The following is a 19,614-nucleotide window of genomic DNA, read 5'->3' on the forward strand; positions in this document are numbered from 1 at the left end:
TCTGCGGCTTTCTGGTTCCCTCCAGGAAGGCCGCAGTTTTTTATCTTATTTATTTTTCCCCGCAGATTTGACGGCTAACTTGACAGCTACATTGTCCTTCACGTGAGTTTGCAAATTCTGCAAATCTTTTGCACTATGCTTAACCACAATAGTCTTGGTATCTGCCACCTGAGCTTGGCTGCTGACTTGTAGTTCGGGTACGGCTTTTCTTGGCCTTACAGGCTGTGGATGATGCAGGAAGAACATGGCTTGCTCCAGTAGGATCAGGCTGAGCATATCGAGACATTCTTATCGAATTCAAGTGATTTATGTACATCAAGCCAGATTGCTGATTGCACTACGCAAATCCGGATAATCAAAAACAAAACCGTCTTCCAATAATTTTGCTGGCACGACGCGCTGGCCTTCCAGTAATAAATCAGCTTGCTCACCCAGCATCAGGCGCATAGGCCAGCCCGGGGTAGGGAAAAAGCTGGGGCGATGCAAGACACTGGCGGCGATAGTGCTGAACTGTTTTTGCGTGACTACTTCAGGTGCAGTAAAATTATAAGCTCTGTCCGGCGGCAGGCTGGCTTCATGCTGCCACAGGTGGGCAATGCCGCGCAATACATCGTGTACGTGTATCCACGATTGCCATTGTTTGCCGCTACCCAGCGCGCCACCCAGACCCAACTTGATGGGCAGCAGCATCATACCCAGTGCACCTTGCTGTCCCAGTACAACGCCGAAGCGCATCCTGGCTACTTTGATGCCGTAAGTAGTGGCGGCCTGGTTAGCTTGCTCCCATTCCTGGCACAGTTCTGACATGAAGATGGATTGTGGTGCTGCGCTTTCTGTCAATTCTCTGTCATCGCCTATTGCCTGTATGCCGTAATAACCTATGGCTGAGGCTGCCAGCAAGAGCCTGGGTTTGCTTTTTGCACGACTTATCCATGCAATAATTTCTTTCGTCAGGCCGGTGCGGCTATGACGCAATTCTGCCTTGCGTTTTTCTGACCAGCGCCAGCCCAGTATGCGTGCACCGGCCAGGTTGATGATGACATCGATGTGTTGATTTACTGGTAATTCCTGCATGGATGCAATGACCCTGATTCTGCCGTCAAATTTCCAGCTTGCCTGTTTGGGATTGCGGCTGAGTATCGTCACTTGCTGTCCATCCGCCAGCAAGGCTTTGACCAGCAAGCTGCCGATAAAACCGGTGGCACCAGTGACCAGAACCTGTTCTGATTGGTCGCTGAAATGGATAGTGGATGCCTGTTTATCCTTGTTTGCCAGTTTACCCAGTCGCAGTGCCGCTAGCCCATCACGTATGCCCGAGAGGCCAACGCCCACTCCACATAAGGCCAGAAATACACTGAGCCAGCCCTGTGGCTGCCATAGCATTTGTGTAGGAGCCGCAAACCACTCAGGTGTATTCAAGATCAACAAGGTGATAAAGGCACCACCATTGATGGCGAGTACGGTATGCGTCACGCGTTCAGTGGCTGGCAAAAGTCGGGTCTGGTCTTCAATCACAAAGTCCCACAAGGTTAAAACGATCTCGACGCCAAACACCAGCAACAACACGATGGCCCAGACACCTTGCCAGGCCCACGCTGACAAACCAACGAAGAGCAAACTGTAGATAAGCGCGCGGGTCGCATGTATGCCCAGCTCTTTGCGGGCGCTGGCGCGTTGTGGCAAGGCCTCGGTCAGTTCATGGTGATACAGTGTATCGAAAGCGCCGAGCAAGCCTTGTGCGGCCATTAATTGCAGGGCAAGCAGGTGGGTGTTCATGATGCAGCCTCAGGATGAATTTCCTTGAAAACGCCGACCTGGGTAAAGGTTCGGCCAAACAAGGCGTGTTTGATTTCTATGCGTATATTGAATTGCTCAGGATTGTCATTGCGATGACAGAGATAAGTTTTGCCCGGCGTAAAAATACCGGGTATGGGCATGCGGTAGCCCAGTACATCCCAGAAGTAACCATCGCTGGTGAAGTAGAGATTGCCTTCATGTACATGCAAGACCAGTTTCATACCGAGGCCCATGCCTACATATTCGAGCACTTCGCCTTTCTCACTTTCCTGCATGTAGGATGTGAATTGTATCGGTGGCCTGTTGTGCAGACGGTATATCCTCTGCTTGAAAATGGAAGGACAATCTGGTTTGGAATACACCATGATATCGACAGGAAAATCATGATCAGTGTAAGGGATCAAGGCCCCGGCGATCATCGGTTTGGTCAGGTGACCCAGGAGTTTGCCTATTCTTGAACAGCTCAGTTCACTGAGCTGGCCAGTGTAGTACAGTGGCTTGTCCGGTTCAGGGTTCTTGGCGAACCTGGTCTGGATATCCGGGTGCAGTTTCAACCATTCCTTGCCCAGGATTTTCCTGAATAATTCACCTTCGGATGGGATGGGCTTGCTATCTGGATTCATGCACTTCTTTCTGTATTTTCAGTATTCTTTGAGTCCATTTTCCATAAGATGAATAAGGGGGGATCATGCTTAGCACCGCGAATGCATCTATCCATACATTAATTAGCATATTCGCCTGCATGGAAATCAACATATCCTGCGGAGCCCATACCAGTATGCCTATCATCAGCCATAGCCAGGCAAAGCGGCTACGATGCTGGTTACCCAGGTAAATCAGCGCGCCCATCCACAAGCCCACAGTTTGCACGGTAGCGCCAAACAGACTCATCCACCAGACTTGCATATTGCGCGCCGCATCTGGCGCAGCCTGTGGCCAGAAATGGCTTTCTATGAGCTGGTGATAAACCTCGACCAGGCCAGTGGCACTGATCCAGGGTAACAAAATGCCGATCAGCAAATGAGTGAAAGCTGCGGCATACAGCCAGAGTATCAGCCATTTGCGTAATGAGGATTGTTTTTGTAGCATGGCTTTTCCTTTATTTCTTTAATTTCTGTCGTTACAGAAATTAAAGATTAAATGACGGCGACTGTCAAGTGATTTGCAGCATATCTTTTGAATCCGGCCATGGCGTACAATCACGCTGCACTTATTGTTTCATTCGTCTTTTCACTCGTCCTTTCACACATCAAGCACATACAAAACATGAAAGTCCTGCTCGTCGAAGACGACCCCATGATAGGTGAAAACATACAGATTGCCCTGGAAAGCGAAGCCAATCTGGTCGATTGGCTCAGCAACGGTGAAGCCGCCGAGGCTGCCCTACAATTCCATAGCTATGATGTGTTATTGCTGGACCTGAGCCTGCCACAGCGCGATGGCATGGACGTTTTAAAAGCCTTGCGCAAGCGCGGTGATACCTTGCCCGTGCTGGTCATGACCGCGCGCGACGCCGTGCCTGACCGCGTACGCGGCCTGCATGCAGGTGCAGACGATTACCTCGTCAAACCTTTTGATCTGGATGAGTTGATCGCCCGCATGCATGCCCTGGTAAGGCGTTCGCATGGGCGTACTGATACTTCTTATGTATGCGGCGACGTCGTCGTTAATACCACGACGCGGCAAGTATTTAGTGGTACAGAGCAGGTCATACTGTCTTCGCGTGAATGGACAATACTTGATGCTCTGGTAGCACGGCCTGGTGCCATACTGTCGCGCAGCCGTCTGGAGGACCAGTTATTCGGTGCCACTTCAGAGATAGAAAGCAATGCGGTTGAAGTGTATATCCACGGCTTGCGGAAAAAGCTGGGACAAAAATTCATCGTCAATGTGCGTGGCGTCGGCTATATGGTAGAGAAAAGCGCATGAAGTCTTTGCGCCTGCAAATGATGCTCTTGTTTGGCATCGCCATTCTGGCCGCCGCAGCCCTGCAGTTTGCCAGTTCGCTGCATGCGGCCATTGGTGAAGCCAACAAACTGTTTGATTACCACATGCAGCAAATGGCACTGGCCTTGCAGGATGGTGATTTTGACCAGGTTGATTGGCATAATTTGCCAGGTACTGAGATTGATGATTTTGATTTTGTCGTCCAGGTCTGGTCAGAAGATGGTGCCAGGGTTTACCAGTCACGCCAGCACCGCAGCCTGCCCAAGCAAGCTGCGCTAGGCTATTCAACAGTGACGCTGGAAAACGGCGACTGGCGTGTGTATGCTGCAGAAGAAAACAAGCGCGTCATCCAGGTTGCGCAAAAAATGGGTTCACGCAGGGACAGGGCGATATCCTTTGCACTGAGTACCTTGTGGCCGGTGATACCGGTTTCTTTGCTCCTGTTTTGCGCAGTCTGGTGGGGCATCAACTCTGTGCTGGCACCTCTTAATCGCATAGGTAGCGAGCTGGCCAACCGCAATGCCAATTCGACTGATCCGGTGTCGTCAGACGGCGTGCCAAAAGAAGTTTCCCTGCTGGTGACGGAATTGAATTCGCTGCTGAGTCGCATGGGTCTGGCGATACAATCACAACAGCGTTTTGTGGCAGATGCCGCGCATGAGCTCAGGTCGCCCATCACCGCCTTGCGTTTGCAAGTACAAAATCTGGGCAGGGTCAAGGATGAAAACAGTCATGAACAAGCCATCAATCGCCTGCTGGGTGGTGTCGATAGAGCTTCACGACTGGTAGAACAATTGCTGGCGCTGGCCAGGCAAGACCCGACTTCACAAGCCAGCCTGAGCTTCCAAAACGTCACGCTGAATACCTGTATAGAACAGGCAGTCAGCGATGTCATGCCCTTTGCGCAATCCAGAAAAATAGCTATCAATGCAGAAATGCCTGAACTGCTTGAACTGCAAGGTGATAGCGAAAGTCTGCGCATCATGATACGCAACCTGCTCGACAATGCCGTGCGCTATATACAGGACGAGGGCAGGGTACAGATCAGTCTCAGCCGCGACAAAGATGGTGTGCGGCTCGGTATACAGGATACTGGCGACGGCATCGCGCCAGAAGAACGTGAACGTATCTTTGACCGCTTTTATCGCGTTGCAGGGACGAATAAAAGCGGCAGCGGACTGGGTCTGGCCATCGCCAAGGCGATTGCTGACCGCCACCATGCCACTATCAGCCTGACGGATGCCGCCCTGGGCGGGCTGGAAGTAATCATCCTGTTTCCTGCTACTCATACCCTGCCTGGCTGAAAAACACTCACATTTTTGACAAAATTCTGTGTTTGATTGCTGGCAATGCGGTTTTTTAAGATTCGCCTAAGTTTCCTGAGGCAAGATAGCATTGCTTCATACTACCTGGTAGCGCCTCGCTTACGCGCCAGGTTTGAATCGACCAATTAAAAATTTAGAGGGTATTTACATGCGTGCAATTAACACAATCAATAGCGCTGCCGGGTTGGTAGCAGTAGCAGTTTTATTGGCAGCTTGCAGTTCGCCAGTAAAAGTGGCTGAACAACCAACACAACAACCTGCAACAACGACTAAGCCTCCGGTTACTGATACACGTAGTGTCACGGCAGTAAAAACTGAAATAGATCCGTTGAATGATCCAAACAGCCCATTGGCAAAACGCAGCGTCTATTTTGATTTCGACCAATATGTAGTCAAAACTGAATACAGTGGTACGGTTAACGCTCACTCTAAATATCTGAGCGCCAACAATGGCAAAAAAATCCTGATTCAGGGTAATACCGACGAACGTGGTGGCCGTGAATACAACCTGGCGCTGGGCCAGAAACGTGCTGAAGCCGTGCGCAAGTCCCTGTCCCTGCTGGGAGTGCCTGAAGCGCAAATGGAGGCAGTCTCCCTGGGTAAAGAAAAACCAAAAGCCACAGGTAGCGATGAAGCTGCATGGGCAGAAAACCGCCGTGCAGATATTATCTACTCCGGTAAGTAATCTTCAGTTGTGAAAAAACCGGTTTGCATGCAGCGAGCAAAACTTGCCGACTGTATGCAAGCTGGTTTTTCTCTATAATGTTGACGCAAAATTGTTATATTCGGGTTTGTCCCTTTGCCTTAGCAATTTTGCGTCAGCCTTATTTGTTTAATCCCGTGACAGAATCGATGTGCCCAGATGTTGAAGCCCAAGCTGTTAGTTGTTCTGATGTTGTACTGCGGCAGCCTGTCTGCCATGCAATTAAGTTCTCAAAATGCCATTGTTGTTGATGAGCGCAATGGCCAGGTTTTGCTGGAAAAAAATTCCGATGTGGTCGTACCCATTGCTTCGCTGACCAAGCTCATGACAGCCATGGTGCTGCTCGACAGCAAGGCGAACATGGATGAGAAAATCTCCATAGAAGAAGAGGATAAAGACCAGCTCAAGCATAGCCGCTCCCATGTTCCTATAGGTTCAAGCCTGACGCGCCGGGAGGCCTTGCAACTGGCACTGATGTCTTCTGATAACCGTGCCGCCGCTGCACTGTCCCGCACTTATCCTGGTGGTCAGGGTGCCTTCATGGTCGCGGTCAAATCCAAATTGGTCGCTCTGGGTATGGGGCACACCGTCATTCGCGAAGCGACAGGCTTGTCGCCAGAAAATACTTCGACAGCTGCTGACCTGGTGAAGATGGCGCAGGCTGCATCACGTTATCCGGAAATTGCCGACATCACGACCGACAGTGAAGACAGTGTCACCTTGAAGAATGGGCTCAGCCGTGAATTCCATAACACTAATCGCCTGATCGGTAAAAAAGGCTGGGATATCCTGCTATCAAAAACCGGCTTCACCAATGAAGCCGGTGCCTGTCTGATCATGCGAGTCAAATTGGCAGGCAAAAAAGCCACCATGATTTTGTTGAATGCACGGGCTGGTTCGGCGCGCTGGACTGATGCATTGAATATAGGCAAATTGTTGGGCTATAAAGAAGAAATCAAGGCAAAGATAAGCCGAAGACACAGGCATCATCGCTGATCTTGTCCTCCCATGTCAGTGCGCTTGTTTGATGATAAGTGGATGCCAGCAGCTTGTGCTAGCATGACTATTCTCAAATGAACCCTGACAGGTAAAACCATGACCCGCTTGGTCGAAATCCGCACTTATCGTCTCAAACCCGGCGTTGCCGAGGCCTTCCATCATGCCGTGCATACCGTTGCTGTGCCCATGCTGAAAAGCAGGAATATGGATGTAGTCGCCTATGGGCATTCTGATCATGAAGAAGCGACTTATTACCTGATACGTTCTTATGCCAGCCGCGCAGCTTTGGAAGCAGAGCAAGATGCCTTCTATGGTTCCAGCGAATGGAAAAATGGCCCCAGGGCAGAGTTGGTCGATCGCATCGAGACGTATATGAATACTCTGATCTGGTTGTCAGAAGACGCTATCATTAGCATGCGCGAGTTGAACAAAGCGTAGATAGCCTGCTACAGTCTCGGTCAGTGCTATGCAGGGCTTACGCAGCTCCATTCTCTTGATCAAAGGTCTGCCTCGATAATTTGATTTGTTCAAAATTCTTGTCTGCCCACTCTACCAGGGCGCCCAAAGGCAGCATGACCGAGATACCTAGCGGGGTCAATTCATATTCCACGCTGGGTGGTTTGGTTGGGAACACTTTCCGGCTCAGTAAACCGTCCCTTTCCAAATCGCGCAAAGACTGTGTCAGCATGCGCTTGGAAATGTCAGGCACCTGCTTATGCAACTGACTAAAGCGCAGAGGGCCTGCTTGCAGCGTCAGCAAGATCAGCGGCGTCCATTTGGTGCTGATATGGTCGAGCACATTCCTGACCGGGCACAAGTCCGTATCAAAATCCGATGCCATCCCCAAGCTTTTAACCTGGTTCACTTTTGGTAACCTGGACACGAAAAACTGCCTCCTTACAATTTTTAGACATAGTCTCTATTATAGACCTTGATTCGATCGCTAATACAAGTATATCGAAACAAGGAGATGCTTTGTCATGAAAAAACAGTTGCACAAATTCAAGAAAAACCTGATTTCGGGCGCAATGATCACGCTTGCGTTCACGACATTGTCTGTCGTTTTGCCATCTAGCAGTCATGCGCAGGAGCCAGTTGCCGGGGTTGAAAACCCTGACCTGCTGTTCACCAGCAGCGATCCAAAGCTGCATGCCAACAAGCAGGTGGTCTATCACATTGTGAAAGACTTGCTGGAGGCGGGCCATTGGGAGCTGGCAGACAAGTATCTGTCCAAACGCTACCTGCAACACAACCCGAACGCAGCGTCCGGCCTCGATGGCGTGGTCAGGTATTTTGTCGAAGTCAGAAAAGTCCAGGCCACACCCATACCGGAAAAGATGACGAAACCCGTGGTTGCAGTCATCGCCGAAGGTGACCTGGTAACAGTCATGTATCCCTTGCCAGTCAGGGACAAGACCACCAACAAGCTTTTATACACCACCACCTGGTTTGATACCTGGCGGATAGTGGATGGAAAAGCAGATGAACACTGGGATTCTGCACTTAAAAATTGATGAATTTTGATGAGCGTTGACGAATTTTCACATAACAGGAGAAATAAATATGATCGCAGTAACAGGAGCAAGTGGGCAATTGGGACGTCTGGTGATACAGACCTTGTTGGACACGGTCCCGGCGAATCAGATCGTTGCCATCGTCAGGGATGTCAGCAAGGCAGAGGATTTGCGCGCCAGCGGCGTACAGGTTCGCCAGGGTGATTACAGCCAGCCAGAGACTTTGGCTACGGCCTTGCAGGGAGTGAAAAAAGTCTTGCTGGTGTCCTCCAGCGAAATTGGGCAAAGACTGGAACAGCACAAGAATGTGGTGCAGGCAGCAAAGAATGCAGGCGTAGAATTAATTGCTTATACCAGCATCCTGCACGCAGATACTTCACCGCTGTCGCTGGCCCAGGAACATATAGAGACAGAACAGCTGATACGCGACAGTGGCCTGTCTTTCGTGTTCTTGCGCAATGCCTGGTATATAGAAAACTATTTCTCTGCAGTGGGCACTGCGCTACAAACTGGCAAGGTATTTGGGGCAGCAGGTGAGGGCAAATTCTCGGCTGCATCGCGTGCTGACTTTGCGGTAGCCGCGGCAGCGGTGCTGACAGGCAGTGATCAGGGCGGCAAGATCTATGAACTGGCCGGTGACCAGGCATTCACTCTCGCAGAACTGGCTGCGACCCTGGCTGAACTGTCAGGCAAGCCTGTCGCTTATGTGAACTATGCGGAGACTGAATACAAGGACTTGCTCGTGTCATTTGGTTTGCCAGAAGGCTTTGCCCATATCCTGGCGCAATCCGATACAGGCGCTGCACAAGGTGGTTTGTATGATGGCAATGGCCAGTTGTCCAAACTGATACAGCGGCCAACGGCGACTTTGCGTTCTGTGCTGCAAGCGCATTTGGCAACGGTGTAAGCGACTTGTCATCATAGGCCAAATTAAGCCGAACCAAACCAGTAAGCTGCTGCACGCAGTTTTACTGGTTTTTTTTATGTAACCTTTATTCCAAAGCCTTTGATCAGGGTTTGAGTCATCGAAATCCTGCATTCATCGGATTGCAAGAGCTGGCAACGACAATACCGCATAGCATCCACAGCATTGATTCCTCCTGGAGAAATGCGTGAAAATATTATCGTCCACTCTGTTTGTTGCATGCACGCTAGCATGTCCCAGCCTGTTTGCGCAGGCTGTTACTATGCCTGATCAATTGAAGTCCAGCTCTTTTATATCGGCCCCTTGTGAGACAGGTATTTTTAAAAAAGACAAACAGACATTTGTTGTCGTGACCAAGGCAGACAAAGGATTTAACTACACCTTCAGCAACGGGATGCTTGGCAATACGCTGGATTCCGGGACTACGCTGATATGTGGAAAAAACGCAGTTCTGGTTCGAGGAGAGGAGGTCTGGAACAAGCTGATCATTTCTGAGTTGAACACGCGATTTGAATCTGGTGGTGTCGTGCTCGCAGGTCGCTTGATGGAAGCTATGGAACCGCCCGGTGCTGGAAAAAATACACCCCTGGTTGTCTATGCACATGGCTCAGAAGGCACTGGCTGGATAGACCGTGCAGGTGACCCTTATCAAATGCTCGGACGGGGTATTTCGGTCTTTGTGTATGACAAACGCGGCACCGGATTTTCGCAAGGAGAATATACCCAAAACTTCCCCCGCCTGGCCGATGACCTGGTAGCAGCTTCGCACGAAGCCAAACGACTGGCAGCCGGGCGCTACGGTCGTTTTGGTCTCATAGGCCTGAGTCAGGGTGGGTGGATAGTGCCACTCGCGGCAGCGCGGGCCAGGGCAGAGTTTCTTGGGATTGGCTTTGGCCTGGCGGTTGATATTACGGGGCAGGATGCGGAGCAAGACAGAAAGGAATTACGCGATCACGGTTATGGCGACGACATACTCGCCAAAGCCAGCAAAGTCACAGATGTGACAGCAAAAATAGCAAGATCTGATTTGAAAGAAGGGTTTGATGAGCTTGCTGATATCCAGAAGCAGTTTGGCAAAGAAGCCTGGTTCACAAGTATAAAGGGAGGATACTCAGGTGTGTTCCTGAGTATGTCCGTAGATGATTTGCGCCGTAATGGCGTACCAAGATTCGACAAGCTGAATATTGACTGGTCGCTTGATCCCATGCAGGTCTTGCGCAAAGTTGATGTACCACAGATGTGGGTATTCGCGGATGAAGACCGCCAGGCTCCGGGTGCAGTGACTTTGGAACGGCTCTCAAGTCTGCGTCGCCAGGGCAGTAATATCACGATTTACCGCTTCCCCGATACCGGTCATGGCATGTGGGAATATACAGAAGCAAAAGATGGTACGCGCAAGCAGACACGTATTACGCCAGGTTTTTACGATCTGATGGCGGACTGGGCAAAAGGCAAACTTGACGGCAGCTATGGGAATGCATATCGCAGATAAATGCTCATGGATATGCTTCCCTGTATCTCTGTCGGTGCAGGGTAATGGCAGCATCTGTGCGATGGAACCAGATTACTATCAAGTGCCAGAACCTTTTATTATCGGGCAAAGCTATTGCTGCGCTTGATCTTGTTCTGTAACTGCAACAGGCCATAAATCAGCGCCTCTGCAGTAGGTGGGCAACCGGGTATATAGATATCGACTGGCACGATGCGGTCGCAGCCACGCACGACAGAATAAGAGTAGTGATAGTAACCGCCACCGTTGGCGCAGGAGCCCATGGAAATCACATAGCGTGGCTCGGCCATCTGGTCATACACTTTGCGCAGCGCTGGGGCCATTTTATTGGTGAGGGTGCCGGCAACGATCATCAAATCTGCCTGGCGTGGGCTGGCGCGTGGCATGAAGCCAAAGCGGTCCATGTCATACCGTGCGCTGGCAGCCTGCATCATCTCGACAGCGCAACAGGCAAGGCCAAAGGACAGGTACCACATGCTGTTGCTCTGTACCTTGTTCATCAGATCGTTGACGTTGGTGAGGATGTATGAATCCTGAAACAAACCTGCTTGCTCTTCCATGATGTGGGCCCTTGCTTGCCTGGTATAAGAAGACCTGATTATGGATTCAAGAGATAAGCTGGTCTTGAACCGAAACGACATCGATTTCATCTAATGGGATAAACATCTTTCCCACGTCAGTTTCATTGAAACGGAAGGCCCAGAGCGCAGGGTCTTGAGCTGCAATCCCACGCATGAGCTGGGCTGGTGTATGACCAGTAAAGCGGGCAAAGTCACGGTTCATGTGTGCCTGGTCAGCATAACCAAAGCTGATGGCACATTCAGCCCAGGTAGGGGCTGGCAAGCTGCCCAGCATGACTTGCATCAGCGACGCGCCATAACGCAAGTGCTGTTTGTAGCTGCGCAAACTCAGGCCAAAGCTGGCCAGGAAACGTCGCTCGAACTGCCTGGTACCCAGACCGAGTTGGTCAGCCAGCTCATCGCCTGGCTTGCTGATCCAGTGAGGTGGCATCGCCAGCGGGGCGATGCGTGGTTTTTCCAGCAAACGCCAACGTAGCAACATGTCTTGCACCACTTCTACTTTGGCAGCAGTGCCGCAGGCAGCATGCAGTTTGTCCTGGAATTCATGACAGCTGGATGGCGGCAGCACATCGGCGAGATCAATGACAGCATCACTGAATTCATCCACGGGATATCCAAGGATAGCGCTGAGCTTGCCTGGGCGGAACGCGGCTGAAATAAATCTTGAGCCGGGTTGAGCCTTGCCACGGTAGCGATGACGGCTGGGGCCTACGACAGTCAGGGGAGGCAATGTTTGCCCGTTTTCCATTTCAACTGCACCATGCGTGACCACAAGCAACATAGGTAGTGGGCTGGCAGGTACGGTGTACCAACAGTCGGGAATGTCCTTGACCAGAAAATGCATGCAGACATCCGCCAGCAGGGGATGTGGGGCGAGGCTGACATGGGATAAATAATCTTGCAATTTAGGCTAACTTTGATTGCGGAAGAATTGGCGCTATTGTAGCCTGTTTGCAAAAAGCTTATTCGCTCCTGACTGCTTGCTCCTGGGCCTGGTCTGGTGGCAGGTAGCATGTGGCTGGCAGTGTCTCAGGTTTTATTTTGTAGAGATAAGTAATAGTTGAAGTCTGTGCATCTGGCTTGAGTTTGACGGTCTTGAAATAGCGTCTTCTCAAGTCGCCATAGGCACGCAGATTCAGCCGGATATCTTTCAGGAGTAACAGTGGATTGGCTGCGATGGGTGCAAAATCTTCGCCCGGGCGGTATTTGGAAAAAGCAAATCCCAGGCGTTTTACATACAGCGGGAACATGCTCTTGCTTTCTTCCATGCCACAAGCCAGCAAGACTGCGATTGCCTGGTGTTGGGCAGATGCCTTCCATTTGCTGCTCTCGTAATAATACAAACCGGCATCATCATAGTTTTCTACTGTGCGCCAGCTGCTTGCTGGCAAAGAGCGGCTGAGCTTGAGCGCGGCGGCATTCAGTTGCAATGCTTTTTTCTGGTCGTGATTCTTTTCAAATGCACTCATGGCTGCTTCGCGCAGCGCGTCTGACTTCGCTTCAAGCGCGGTTTGCTCGGCGTAGGAAAGCAAGGGAAGGCTGCATATCCAAAAAATAACTGCTTTCCTCATCGTCTTCATCCTTTTTAGCCCTGCATTTCGTCCTTACAATTATAGGCTGCCTGTGACTTTACAACCAGCCTTGATCCCTCGCGAGGCGATAGGCATCCACACGGTTTTTTGCATGTAGTTTACTGATCGCTTCTGACAGGTAATTGCGTACCGTACCTTCCGATAAATGCATGATCCTGGCAATTTCTGTACTGCTGGAACCCGACCCTGCCAGTCGTAAAACCTGGCGTTCACGCTCGCTCAGCGGGTCTTGTTCTCCGCCCCAGCTTTCCATCGCCAGCTCCGGCGCGATAGCACGACCACCGCCATGCACCGTACGTATGGCGGCTGCCAGCGTATCAGCAGGCGCGTCCTTGAGCATGTAACCACGCACGCCACTGGCCATGGCGCGGCGCAGGTAGCCGCTGCGGGCAAAGGTGGTCAGCACGATGACTTTACTGTTGAGCTTTTTCTCTGCAATTGCTGCTGCCAGTTCCAGCCCTGTCATCAGGGGCATTTCTATATCGGTAACGAGTATGTCTGGCTGTTCTTTTTCGCACAAGGCCAAGGCTTCCTGGCCGTTTTTTGCCAGCGCAATGACTTCCAGGTCGTCTTCCAGGCCCAACAGGGCGGCCAGTGCGCCAGATACCAGGGCCTGGTCTTCGGCGATGATGATGCGTATCATGTCTTTTCTTTCAAGGGCAAAGATAATTCCAGGTGCAAGCCTATGGCGCCTGGTGCTACCTGTACTTGCAGGCTTCCACCCAGGGCCAGTACACGTTCACTCATGCCGTTCAAACCACTACCTTTGCGTACTGCACCAGTTTGTCCGGCGACGCCATTGTCGCTGATTTTCAAGATGACATGCGCATCATGCTGGTAAAGCCTGATGTGGCATTGGCTGGCATGGGCATGCCGTATGATATTCGTAATGGCTTCACGCAATGCCAGCGCCAACACGTTTTCCTGTGCTGAGGGTATGGTGAATTGCTCAATCTCGCTGAGCAGGGTCACTTCAGCCGCGTCCAGGGTTTTTTTCGCAGACTGTAGTTCATGCCCCAGGCCGGTGGCGCGATAGCCGATGACGGCGGCCCGCACTTCTGCCAGTGCCTGCCGGGCAGTGTGCTCTATGTCATTGATCTCTTTTTTGCAGGCCTCGGGATTTCTGTCCAGCAGTTTGCCAGCGAGTTCGGCCTTCAGGGTAATCACTGACAGTGTATGACCAAGCAAATCGTGCAAGTCCCTGGCTATGCGTTCACGCTCGGCAAGGGCTGCCAGGTATTCGACTTCTTCCTGCTTCTTGAGCAGGTTTTCATTGCTGCGGCCAAGACGCTCACTGATGATGGCACCAGCCCCGCTGGGGATACTGAAGATCAGCGCCGGTACCCAGAAATAAGAATCCAGGTGCATCAGCAGACTGGCACTGACTATCACGATACCGATGCAGAATAAAGTCAGGTAAGCCTTGCGGGTATCTGGCAAACGTGAACAGATGGTGGCAGCAAATATGCAAAAAGTGGAACCGCCATAGTTATAAGGTGCCCACATGACGCCCTGGGTGCATATAAATATGATGCATGCATACAGGCGCCAGCCCGAGCACCAGAAGCTGTAAAAATAAACAGGCAGGAATAGCAGCAGGCTCAGTGCCAGGCAGGCTATTTCCTCAACTGTTGGTGTCACGTATAAATACTTCCAGCCAAAAATGGCAAACGAGAGTAGCCAGAAGTAGGGTGCCTTGCCATAACGTGCTGGCACCCAGGGGAAAGAGAGTATTGATAAGATTTTTCTGGTCACGGCTTTACCCTGGGTGTTGAATCAAGAATGCTGCATTATTCCTTCAAAAGGCGGATATCGGCAATTTCAAAATGAAATTCTCCGGTTTGCGGCCCGGCATTGAAGGCAAGGATAGTGATGATGCTGGGATCCATACCCTTGAATTTAGTGAAGGGAATAGAAATTTCCTGCCACTCTGCCGTTGTTTTGAAACTGACTGTGACGGGGATAAAGCTGCCTTGCATGCTGATGCCAACGCTATAGTCTTTGCCATCACCTTTGACACGGAATTTCAAGGTATTGGCATTCCCGAGATTGACTGCTTCCATAGGCTTATTGCCGGGAAAGAAAGCCAGACCAGCCCAGGGATAAGTAAAACCAGGGTTGATACTGCCAGCGACCGAGAGCGCATGTTCAGGCACATCGCCATCCTTGCCAGACTCGAGGACTTTCAGGGTGACTGTAGATTTGCCACCCATGGGGGAGTCATTGGATGGATACCAGCCTGAGCCAAAAGGACTGGCCAGTTTGTCTTTGCTGAACAGACCTATACGTCCATCTGCAGGTATATTGACCAGCAGATTTTTTTGCATTTTTTGTTTGGCGACTTCCTGCAGTTTTTGCTCGCGTTGTGCCGTGACGCGCTCGCCATCCTTCCATACATCAACAATATTGCGCGTGTTGAGAATATCTTTGTCCGGCTCGCCTTCAACCAGCAAGAGATCAGCTTTGTAACCCTTGGCGATGCGGCCACGGTCTTTCAGCCTGAAGGCGGTGGCTGCCACCGATGTGGCTGACTCCAGTGCTGCCATTGGGCTCAGGACTGCCTCGACCAGTGCAGCGAGTTCATGATGCAGGCTGATGCCATACTGGGTGCCGGAATTGCCAGCATCGGTACCTGCCAGGACAGGGATGCCAGCAGCATGCATGGCTGCTGTTACCTTCCTTGGGGCCTTGAGCAAATCAGCATCAGGCTTGTAGCCATACGGTGTATTCAAAGGTTGCAGTTGCGATTTGCTGAGCAGGCCGTTCATACGCTGGTCGGACAGGACATCCTGTTCTTTCAGGCCAGCAATACTCTCCAGTACCGCGAAAGTCGGTATGACGAAAGCATGTTTGCTTTTTGCGCTGGTGACGAGTGCACGCAAATGCTGTTCACTGATTTGCCTGTCGGTGAAAAGATGTACCAGCCCATCTGCACCGGCATCCAGCGCATCCTGTGCCTCTTTCAGGGTACCTATATGGACAACTGCGAGTTTGTTGCGCAAGTGTGCGGCCTTGACCAGCGCCTTGACGGTGGCATTGTCCAGGCTGTTGAAAGAGTGTTCTTCACTGCCATGCTCGATGACGATCTTGATAAAGTGCGAGCCTTCGGCGATACGGGCATCCACCCAGGCCTGTGCTTCTTCAGGCTTGGTCAGGGTGGGGATGGGCATGCCGTATTCCGTACCATGGCCGCCAGGGGCAGTAGCGAGTATGCCTGCAGAGATGATGTCGGCACGGTCGCGGTTCTCGCCTTTGCGCATTTTTTCATTGATGGCCTTGAGCATGTCCACATTGCTGAACATGTCGATCTGTGTGGTTACACCATATAGCAGTGGCAGTTCCTGATCCTGGAATGCATGTACATGGGCGTCGATCAGGCCAGGCAGCAGGGTGCGGCCTTTGCCATTGACGATGGTGGTATCGGCGGCAGGCTTGCCAGTGAAATTGCTGTCCTGGATCTTACCATCGACGATGAGCACATTTTTATCAGCCTGGATTTTCTGGCCATCAAACACGCGTACATGTTCAATCAGAAAACTCGCAGCGCTTGCCGGGAAATGAATGGTGCCAGCGCAAACAGCCAGTGCCAGGGCGAGTGAGGTTTTATGCATTTATTTCTCCTTGTTTTGTATGTCGTCATTTTGCCTCGCCTGGTGTTGGTAAAACAGAAGCAAATGCCATCAGTTTGAGATGACATTTGTCATGTCGGGTCTGGTTTGATTTGCCTGGCAGGCAAAAAAAATCCCGCAAGCTTGCGGGATTTTTACTGCAAAAACAATCAATTTACGGTGCAGTACACAGGCAATGCGTCAATGCAGTGAAGCCTTTGCCTTCTTTATTGACTTCTGCCAGCCAGCTCAGGTCGTTCAGCACCTGGCTTGCAGCCGCTGGTGGCAAACCTGTAGGTACGGCAGCAAGCTTGAAGTTGTCTTGCAATACCTTGGCTATCTTGGCGTCAAAAATACTCAGCAGGCGGTCTATCTTGGAAGGCTCACGTTCTATGTAGCTGATGCGATAGTCTGCCCCCAGTTTGGCGCGGGTGGATGCCGATTTCAGTGCATCACCAAAACTGCCTATGGTATCGACCAGGCCTCTTTCCTTGGCTTGTATGCCAGTCCAGACGCGGCCCTGGGCAACTTCATTGATTTTCTCTGGCGTGGTTTTACGCGCTGCCGCTGCCTTGGAGGTGAACTCAGCATAGGTATGGTCTATGCTGGTCTGCAAGACCTGGGCAAAACGCGCGTTAAAAGGACGCAGGGGATTGAAAGGATCGGCCAGCCAGGTGGTTGGTGAACCCGCAGTGTGTACCCCCAGTTTGTCGGCAGCTTTATCGGCAGATGGCAAAATCGCGATGACACCGATAGAGCCGGTAATCGTCGCTTCATCTGCGATCACCTCGTCAGATGCCATGGAAATCCAGTAGCCACCCGATGCCGCAACATCACCCATGGAGACCACAACGGGTTTGCCAGCCTTGCGTGTCAGTTCCAGTTCGCGGCGTATCAATTCAGAACCAAAGGCACTGCCGCCGGGAGAATCGACTCGCAGCACGATGGCTTTGATGCTGTCGTCTTCTCTTGCCTTGCGTATCATCTGCGATGTCGATAAACCACCTATGGAACCTGGAGGCGCAGTTCCTTCACTGATTTCACCAGCAGCAACGATGACGCCTACAGCGTCACCAAAAGTTTTGGTCTTGACCCTGGCCAGGTAGTCGTCAAAGGAAATCTGACGAAAGCTCTTGATCTGCTCATCCCTGATACCGCGCTTGAGCATCAGTTCACGCAATTCGTCACGGGTTTTCAAACCATCAACGAGTTTGGCGTTGACCGCCAGTTTGGCCAGATCACCGCCTGCATCTGTCAGCAATTTGCCGAGGTCATTGATGCCACGCATGATATCGCCATCGGGCAGCTTGCGGGCTTTTTCTACATTGCTGGTATAGGTTTTCCACAGGCCATTGTATAAATAGCTTTCTGCTTCTGCGGCTTCTTTTGAAGGGCCTTTGGCAACATAGGGTTCGCCAAAGCTCTTGAAGTTACCCGCCTTGAGCACATTCACGGTGACTCCCACTTTGTCTAGCACATCGCGATAGTAATTGCGGTATTTGCCAAAGCCGGTAATCATGACAGTGCCCATGGGGTGCAGATAGACTTCATTTGCATGCGAGGCCAGGTAGTACTGGCGCTGGTCAAAGCTGGAACCCCAGGCGACGACAGTTTTGCCACTGGCCTTGAAGCGGTCAATCGCCGTTGCTACTTCGCGCAGGGTGGCAAGACCCGCTCCACCCATTTCATCCAGTAGCAAGACTGCGCTGCTGATTTGCGGGTCCTTGGCTGCCTGATCCAGCACAGCCAGTACATCGCGCAATTGCGTGGTTCTCTTGGTATCGCCTCTGGCTTCTGCCAGCAGTGCTTCACGCGGGCTGCTGTCATGTTGTTCGACCAGCGTGCCTTTCAGATTCAGCACCAGGGCAGTTTTGTTTTCTATTTTTCTAACCCCGCTACTGAGAATGTTAACGATGATCATGATCAGAATAGCCAGGATCAGCAGGTTGAAAAATACCCTGCGGCTGAAATCGAGCGCATTCCAGAGGTATTTAAATCCTTGTCCTGCCCAGCGTAGCGGAGTGAAAGCCATAAAAATTTCCTAATGTGACGTAAGACTGAATTATTCGGGCCAGATGGTTTTTAACAGCTGGGCCAGATGAGCACCTGCACGGGCCAGCGCATCTTCCTTCATGTTCAGCATGGTTTTTTCATATTCCAGCGGTAAAGCGATAGACCAGTTATTTCCTCTTTGGTTCGGTGTGCTTTTGCTGAATTGTGTGCCGGCAAACAAAACCCTGGCATCACGGATGGCATCATTGGCCCACAAGACGGGCAATTCCTCGATGGCGCCATTTGTTGGTGCCACCGCTTTTGCCTTTTTGGTCAGTGCATCATTCATGCGGCCACGTTTGAACTGCTGTGGCAGGTCATCCCACAGCGAATGCAGATTGCCACATGGGCATTGCAGCGCATTACCGCCTACGGTATTGCTGCCACGGTCATACTGGCCCTCATCAGGATTGACGATCTTGCCGTCCGCATTCAGGAACACAGATCCTACATGCAGCGGTTGATGCAAGTCACCGACATAGTGGGTCAATAACATCAGGGCTTCCTGCTTGTCCTTGAAATTGAACGGGGCAGGCTGAGTCTTGCCTTGCAAGACCATGACCGCAGCGCGTATCGCATACACGACGTCGTGATCGCTGGTGCCAACATAGCCCAGTTTGTATTGATCATGCTGCAAAGCCACGTCGGCATAATGATATTGCTTGTGGCAATTCTCTTCGTCAGAAGCCGGGTTGCAATTGGTGTTATTGCGTTTTACATAGTCGGCCATGGCGGCGATGCCTGCTGCCGTCTCGAAAGATGCACATTCAGGGTAACGGCCTGCAGAGGTATAGGCAAAATCCTTGTCCGGTGCGATGCCTTTGACGCAATCACCCCATACAGCAATTTTTTCCAGCGAGTTATCACCCAGCAGTGCCTTGACCTGGGCTCCAGCCTTGCTGCCTGCCAGCAGGTTTTCGGCAACGGCACCGACCGTCTGGTGTCCATCAGCGCCCCAGGCAAAACCCAGTTGTGGCAAGCTGGCCAGCGCCAGCATGAAAGCGGATATCAGTAGCTTTTTCATAGAAATGTCGATAAATAGTGATCAATACCAGGAATAG

General features: G+C 51.4%; 21 protein-coding genes. 8 read left to right on the top strand and 13 right to left on the bottom strand.

From position 1 onward, the window contains the following. Nucleotides 1-45: 45 nt before the first annotated feature. The 4 genes from UNDYM_RS07215 to UNDYM_RS07230 are packed head-to-tail and all read right to left on the bottom strand — an operon-like array spanning nucleotide 46 to nucleotide 2,886. Nucleotides 46-276 (bottom strand): hypothetical protein, encoded by a 231-nt coding sequence (locus UNDYM_RS07215; protein ID WP_162040436.1) that lies wholly within the window; start codon nucleotides 274-276, stop codon nucleotides 46-48. A 39-nt stretch (nucleotides 277-315) separates the two neighbouring features. Next, the gene (locus tag UNDYM_RS07220; protein WP_162040437.1) at nucleotides 316-1,776 is read right to left on the bottom strand and encodes a TIGR01777 family oxidoreductase; all 1,461 of its coding nucleotides are present in this window, start codon (nucleotides 1,774-1,776) and stop codon (nucleotides 316-318) included. Further along, complete coding sequence (locus tag UNDYM_RS07225) at nucleotides 1,773-2,420, bottom strand: DUF4166 domain-containing protein (RefSeq protein ID WP_162040438.1); 648 nt, start codon at nucleotides 2,418-2,420, stop codon at nucleotides 1,773-1,775. The genes UNDYM_RS07220 and UNDYM_RS07225 overlap by 4 nt, the downstream gene beginning before the upstream one ends. Then, nucleotides 2,407-2,886 (bottom strand): cell division protein, encoded by a 480-nt coding sequence (locus UNDYM_RS07230; protein WP_197740987.1) that lies wholly within the window; start codon nucleotides 2,884-2,886, stop codon nucleotides 2,407-2,409. Before UNDYM_RS07230 ends, UNDYM_RS07225 begins: the two co-directional genes overlap by 14 nt. A gap of 177 nt (nucleotides 2,887-3,063) precedes the next feature. Here UNDYM_RS07230 and UNDYM_RS07235 point away from each other — a divergent pair, with 177 nt between their 5' ends. The 5 genes from UNDYM_RS07235 to UNDYM_RS07255 all read left to right on the top strand — a co-directional run bounded on the left by UNDYM_RS07235 (nucleotide 3,064) and on the right by UNDYM_RS07255 (nucleotide 7,209). After that, complete coding sequence (locus UNDYM_RS07235; protein WP_162040439.1) at nucleotides 3,064-3,726, top strand: response regulator; 663 nt, start codon at nucleotides 3,064-3,066, stop codon at nucleotides 3,724-3,726. Continuing rightward, nucleotides 3,723-5,048, top strand: a complete 1,326-nt coding sequence (locus UNDYM_RS07240) for an ATP-binding protein (RefSeq protein WP_162040440.1) — start codon at nucleotides 3,723-3,725, stop codon at nucleotides 5,046-5,048. The genes UNDYM_RS07235 and UNDYM_RS07240 overlap by 4 nt, the downstream gene beginning before the upstream one ends. A 169-nt stretch (nucleotides 5,049-5,217) precedes the next feature. Then, nucleotides 5,218-5,754, top strand: coding sequence for a peptidoglycan-associated lipoprotein Pal (pal, locus tag UNDYM_RS07245; RefSeq protein ID WP_162040441.1), 537 nt, complete (start codon nucleotides 5,218-5,220; stop codon nucleotides 5,752-5,754). A gap of 177 nt (nucleotides 5,755-5,931) precedes the next feature. Continuing rightward, nucleotides 5,932-6,768, top strand: coding sequence for a serine hydrolase (locus UNDYM_RS07250; RefSeq protein WP_162040442.1), 837 nt, complete (start codon nucleotides 5,932-5,934; stop codon nucleotides 6,766-6,768). A 99-nt stretch (nucleotides 6,769-6,867) separates the two neighbouring features. Then, complete coding sequence (locus UNDYM_RS07255) at nucleotides 6,868-7,209, top strand: NIPSNAP family protein (RefSeq protein WP_162040443.1); 342 nt, start codon at nucleotides 6,868-6,870, stop codon at nucleotides 7,207-7,209. A 37-nt stretch (nucleotides 7,210-7,246) separates the two neighbouring features. Here the strand turns inward: UNDYM_RS07255 and UNDYM_RS07260 are convergent, their stop codons facing one another. After that, nucleotides 7,247-7,654 carry a helix-turn-helix domain-containing protein gene (locus UNDYM_RS07260; protein WP_232063791.1) on the bottom strand — a complete coding sequence of 136 codons (408 nt, stop codon included), beginning with the start codon at nucleotides 7,652-7,654 and terminating at the stop codon, nucleotides 7,247-7,249. A gap of 97 nt (nucleotides 7,655-7,751) precedes the next feature. Here UNDYM_RS07260 and UNDYM_RS07265 point away from each other — a divergent pair, with 97 nt between their 5' ends. The 3 genes from UNDYM_RS07265 (at nucleotide 7,752) to UNDYM_RS07275 (ending at nucleotide 10,702) form a co-directional block, all read left to right on the top strand. Then, a complete protein-coding gene (locus UNDYM_RS07265) occupies nucleotides 7,752-8,285 on the top strand; it encodes a nuclear transport factor 2 family protein (RefSeq protein ID WP_232063796.1) in 534 nt (177 codons plus the stop codon). A 49-nt stretch (nucleotides 8,286-8,334) separates the two neighbouring features. Continuing rightward, nucleotides 8,335-9,192 carry an SDR family oxidoreductase gene (locus UNDYM_RS07270; protein WP_162040444.1) on the top strand — a complete coding sequence of 286 codons (858 nt, stop codon included), beginning with the start codon at nucleotides 8,335-8,337 and terminating at the stop codon, nucleotides 9,190-9,192. Nucleotides 9,193-9,472: 280 nt separating this feature from the next. Further along, nucleotides 9,473-10,702: a S9 family peptidase gene (locus tag UNDYM_RS07275; RefSeq protein ID WP_162040445.1), complete on the top strand. Its 1,230-nt coding sequence runs from the start codon at nucleotides 9,473-9,475 to the stop codon at nucleotides 10,700-10,702. A 98-nt stretch (nucleotides 10,703-10,800) separates the two neighbouring features. Here UNDYM_RS07275 and UNDYM_RS07280 read toward each other — a convergent pair whose 3' ends face one another. The 8 genes from UNDYM_RS07280 to UNDYM_RS07315 all read right to left on the bottom strand — a co-directional run bounded on the left by UNDYM_RS07280 (nucleotide 10,801) and on the right by UNDYM_RS07315 (nucleotide 19,577). Beyond that, nucleotides 10,801-11,280, bottom strand: coding sequence for an NADH-quinone oxidoreductase subunit B family protein (locus UNDYM_RS07280; protein WP_162040446.1), 480 nt, complete (start codon nucleotides 11,278-11,280; stop codon nucleotides 10,801-10,803). Nucleotides 11,281-11,326: 46 nt separating this feature from the next. Then, complete coding sequence (locus UNDYM_RS07285) at nucleotides 11,327-12,205, bottom strand: AraC family transcriptional regulator (protein WP_162040447.1); 879 nt, start codon at nucleotides 12,203-12,205, stop codon at nucleotides 11,327-11,329. Nucleotides 12,206-12,263: 58 nt separating this feature from the next. Next, nucleotides 12,264-12,833 (bottom strand): hypothetical protein, encoded by a 570-nt coding sequence (locus UNDYM_RS07290; RefSeq protein WP_162040448.1) that lies wholly within the window; start codon nucleotides 12,831-12,833, stop codon nucleotides 12,264-12,266. Nucleotides 12,834-12,930: 97 nt separating this feature from the next. Further along, a complete protein-coding gene (locus UNDYM_RS07295; protein WP_162040449.1) occupies nucleotides 12,931-13,536 on the bottom strand; it encodes a response regulator transcription factor in 606 nt (201 codons plus the stop codon). Then, nucleotides 13,533-14,648 (bottom strand): sensor histidine kinase, encoded by a 1,116-nt coding sequence (locus UNDYM_RS07300; RefSeq protein ID WP_232063799.1) that lies wholly within the window; start codon nucleotides 14,646-14,648, stop codon nucleotides 13,533-13,535. The genes UNDYM_RS07295 and UNDYM_RS07300 overlap by 4 nt, the downstream gene beginning before the upstream one ends. 35 nt (nucleotides 14,649-14,683) lie before the next feature. Further along, nucleotides 14,684-16,504 (bottom strand): CIA30 family protein, encoded by a 1,821-nt coding sequence (locus UNDYM_RS07305; RefSeq protein WP_162040450.1) that lies wholly within the window; start codon nucleotides 16,502-16,504, stop codon nucleotides 14,684-14,686. Between the two features lie 172 nt (nucleotides 16,505-16,676). Continuing rightward, nucleotides 16,677-18,533 carry a signal peptide peptidase SppA gene (sppA, locus tag UNDYM_RS07310; protein WP_162040451.1) on the bottom strand — a complete coding sequence of 619 codons (1,857 nt, stop codon included), beginning with the start codon at nucleotides 18,531-18,533 and terminating at the stop codon, nucleotides 16,677-16,679. Nucleotides 18,534-18,563: 30 nt separating this feature from the next. Then, on the bottom strand, nucleotides 18,564-19,577 hold the full coding sequence (locus UNDYM_RS07315; protein ID WP_162040452.1) for a S1/P1 nuclease: 1,014 nt from the start codon (nucleotides 19,575-19,577) through the stop codon (nucleotides 18,564-18,566). Between the last annotated feature and the right edge of the window lie 37 nt (nucleotides 19,578-19,614).

Source organism: Undibacterium sp. YM2 (assembly GCF_009937975.1).
Lineage (GTDB): Bacteria > Pseudomonadota > Gammaproteobacteria > Burkholderiales > Burkholderiaceae_D > Undibacterium.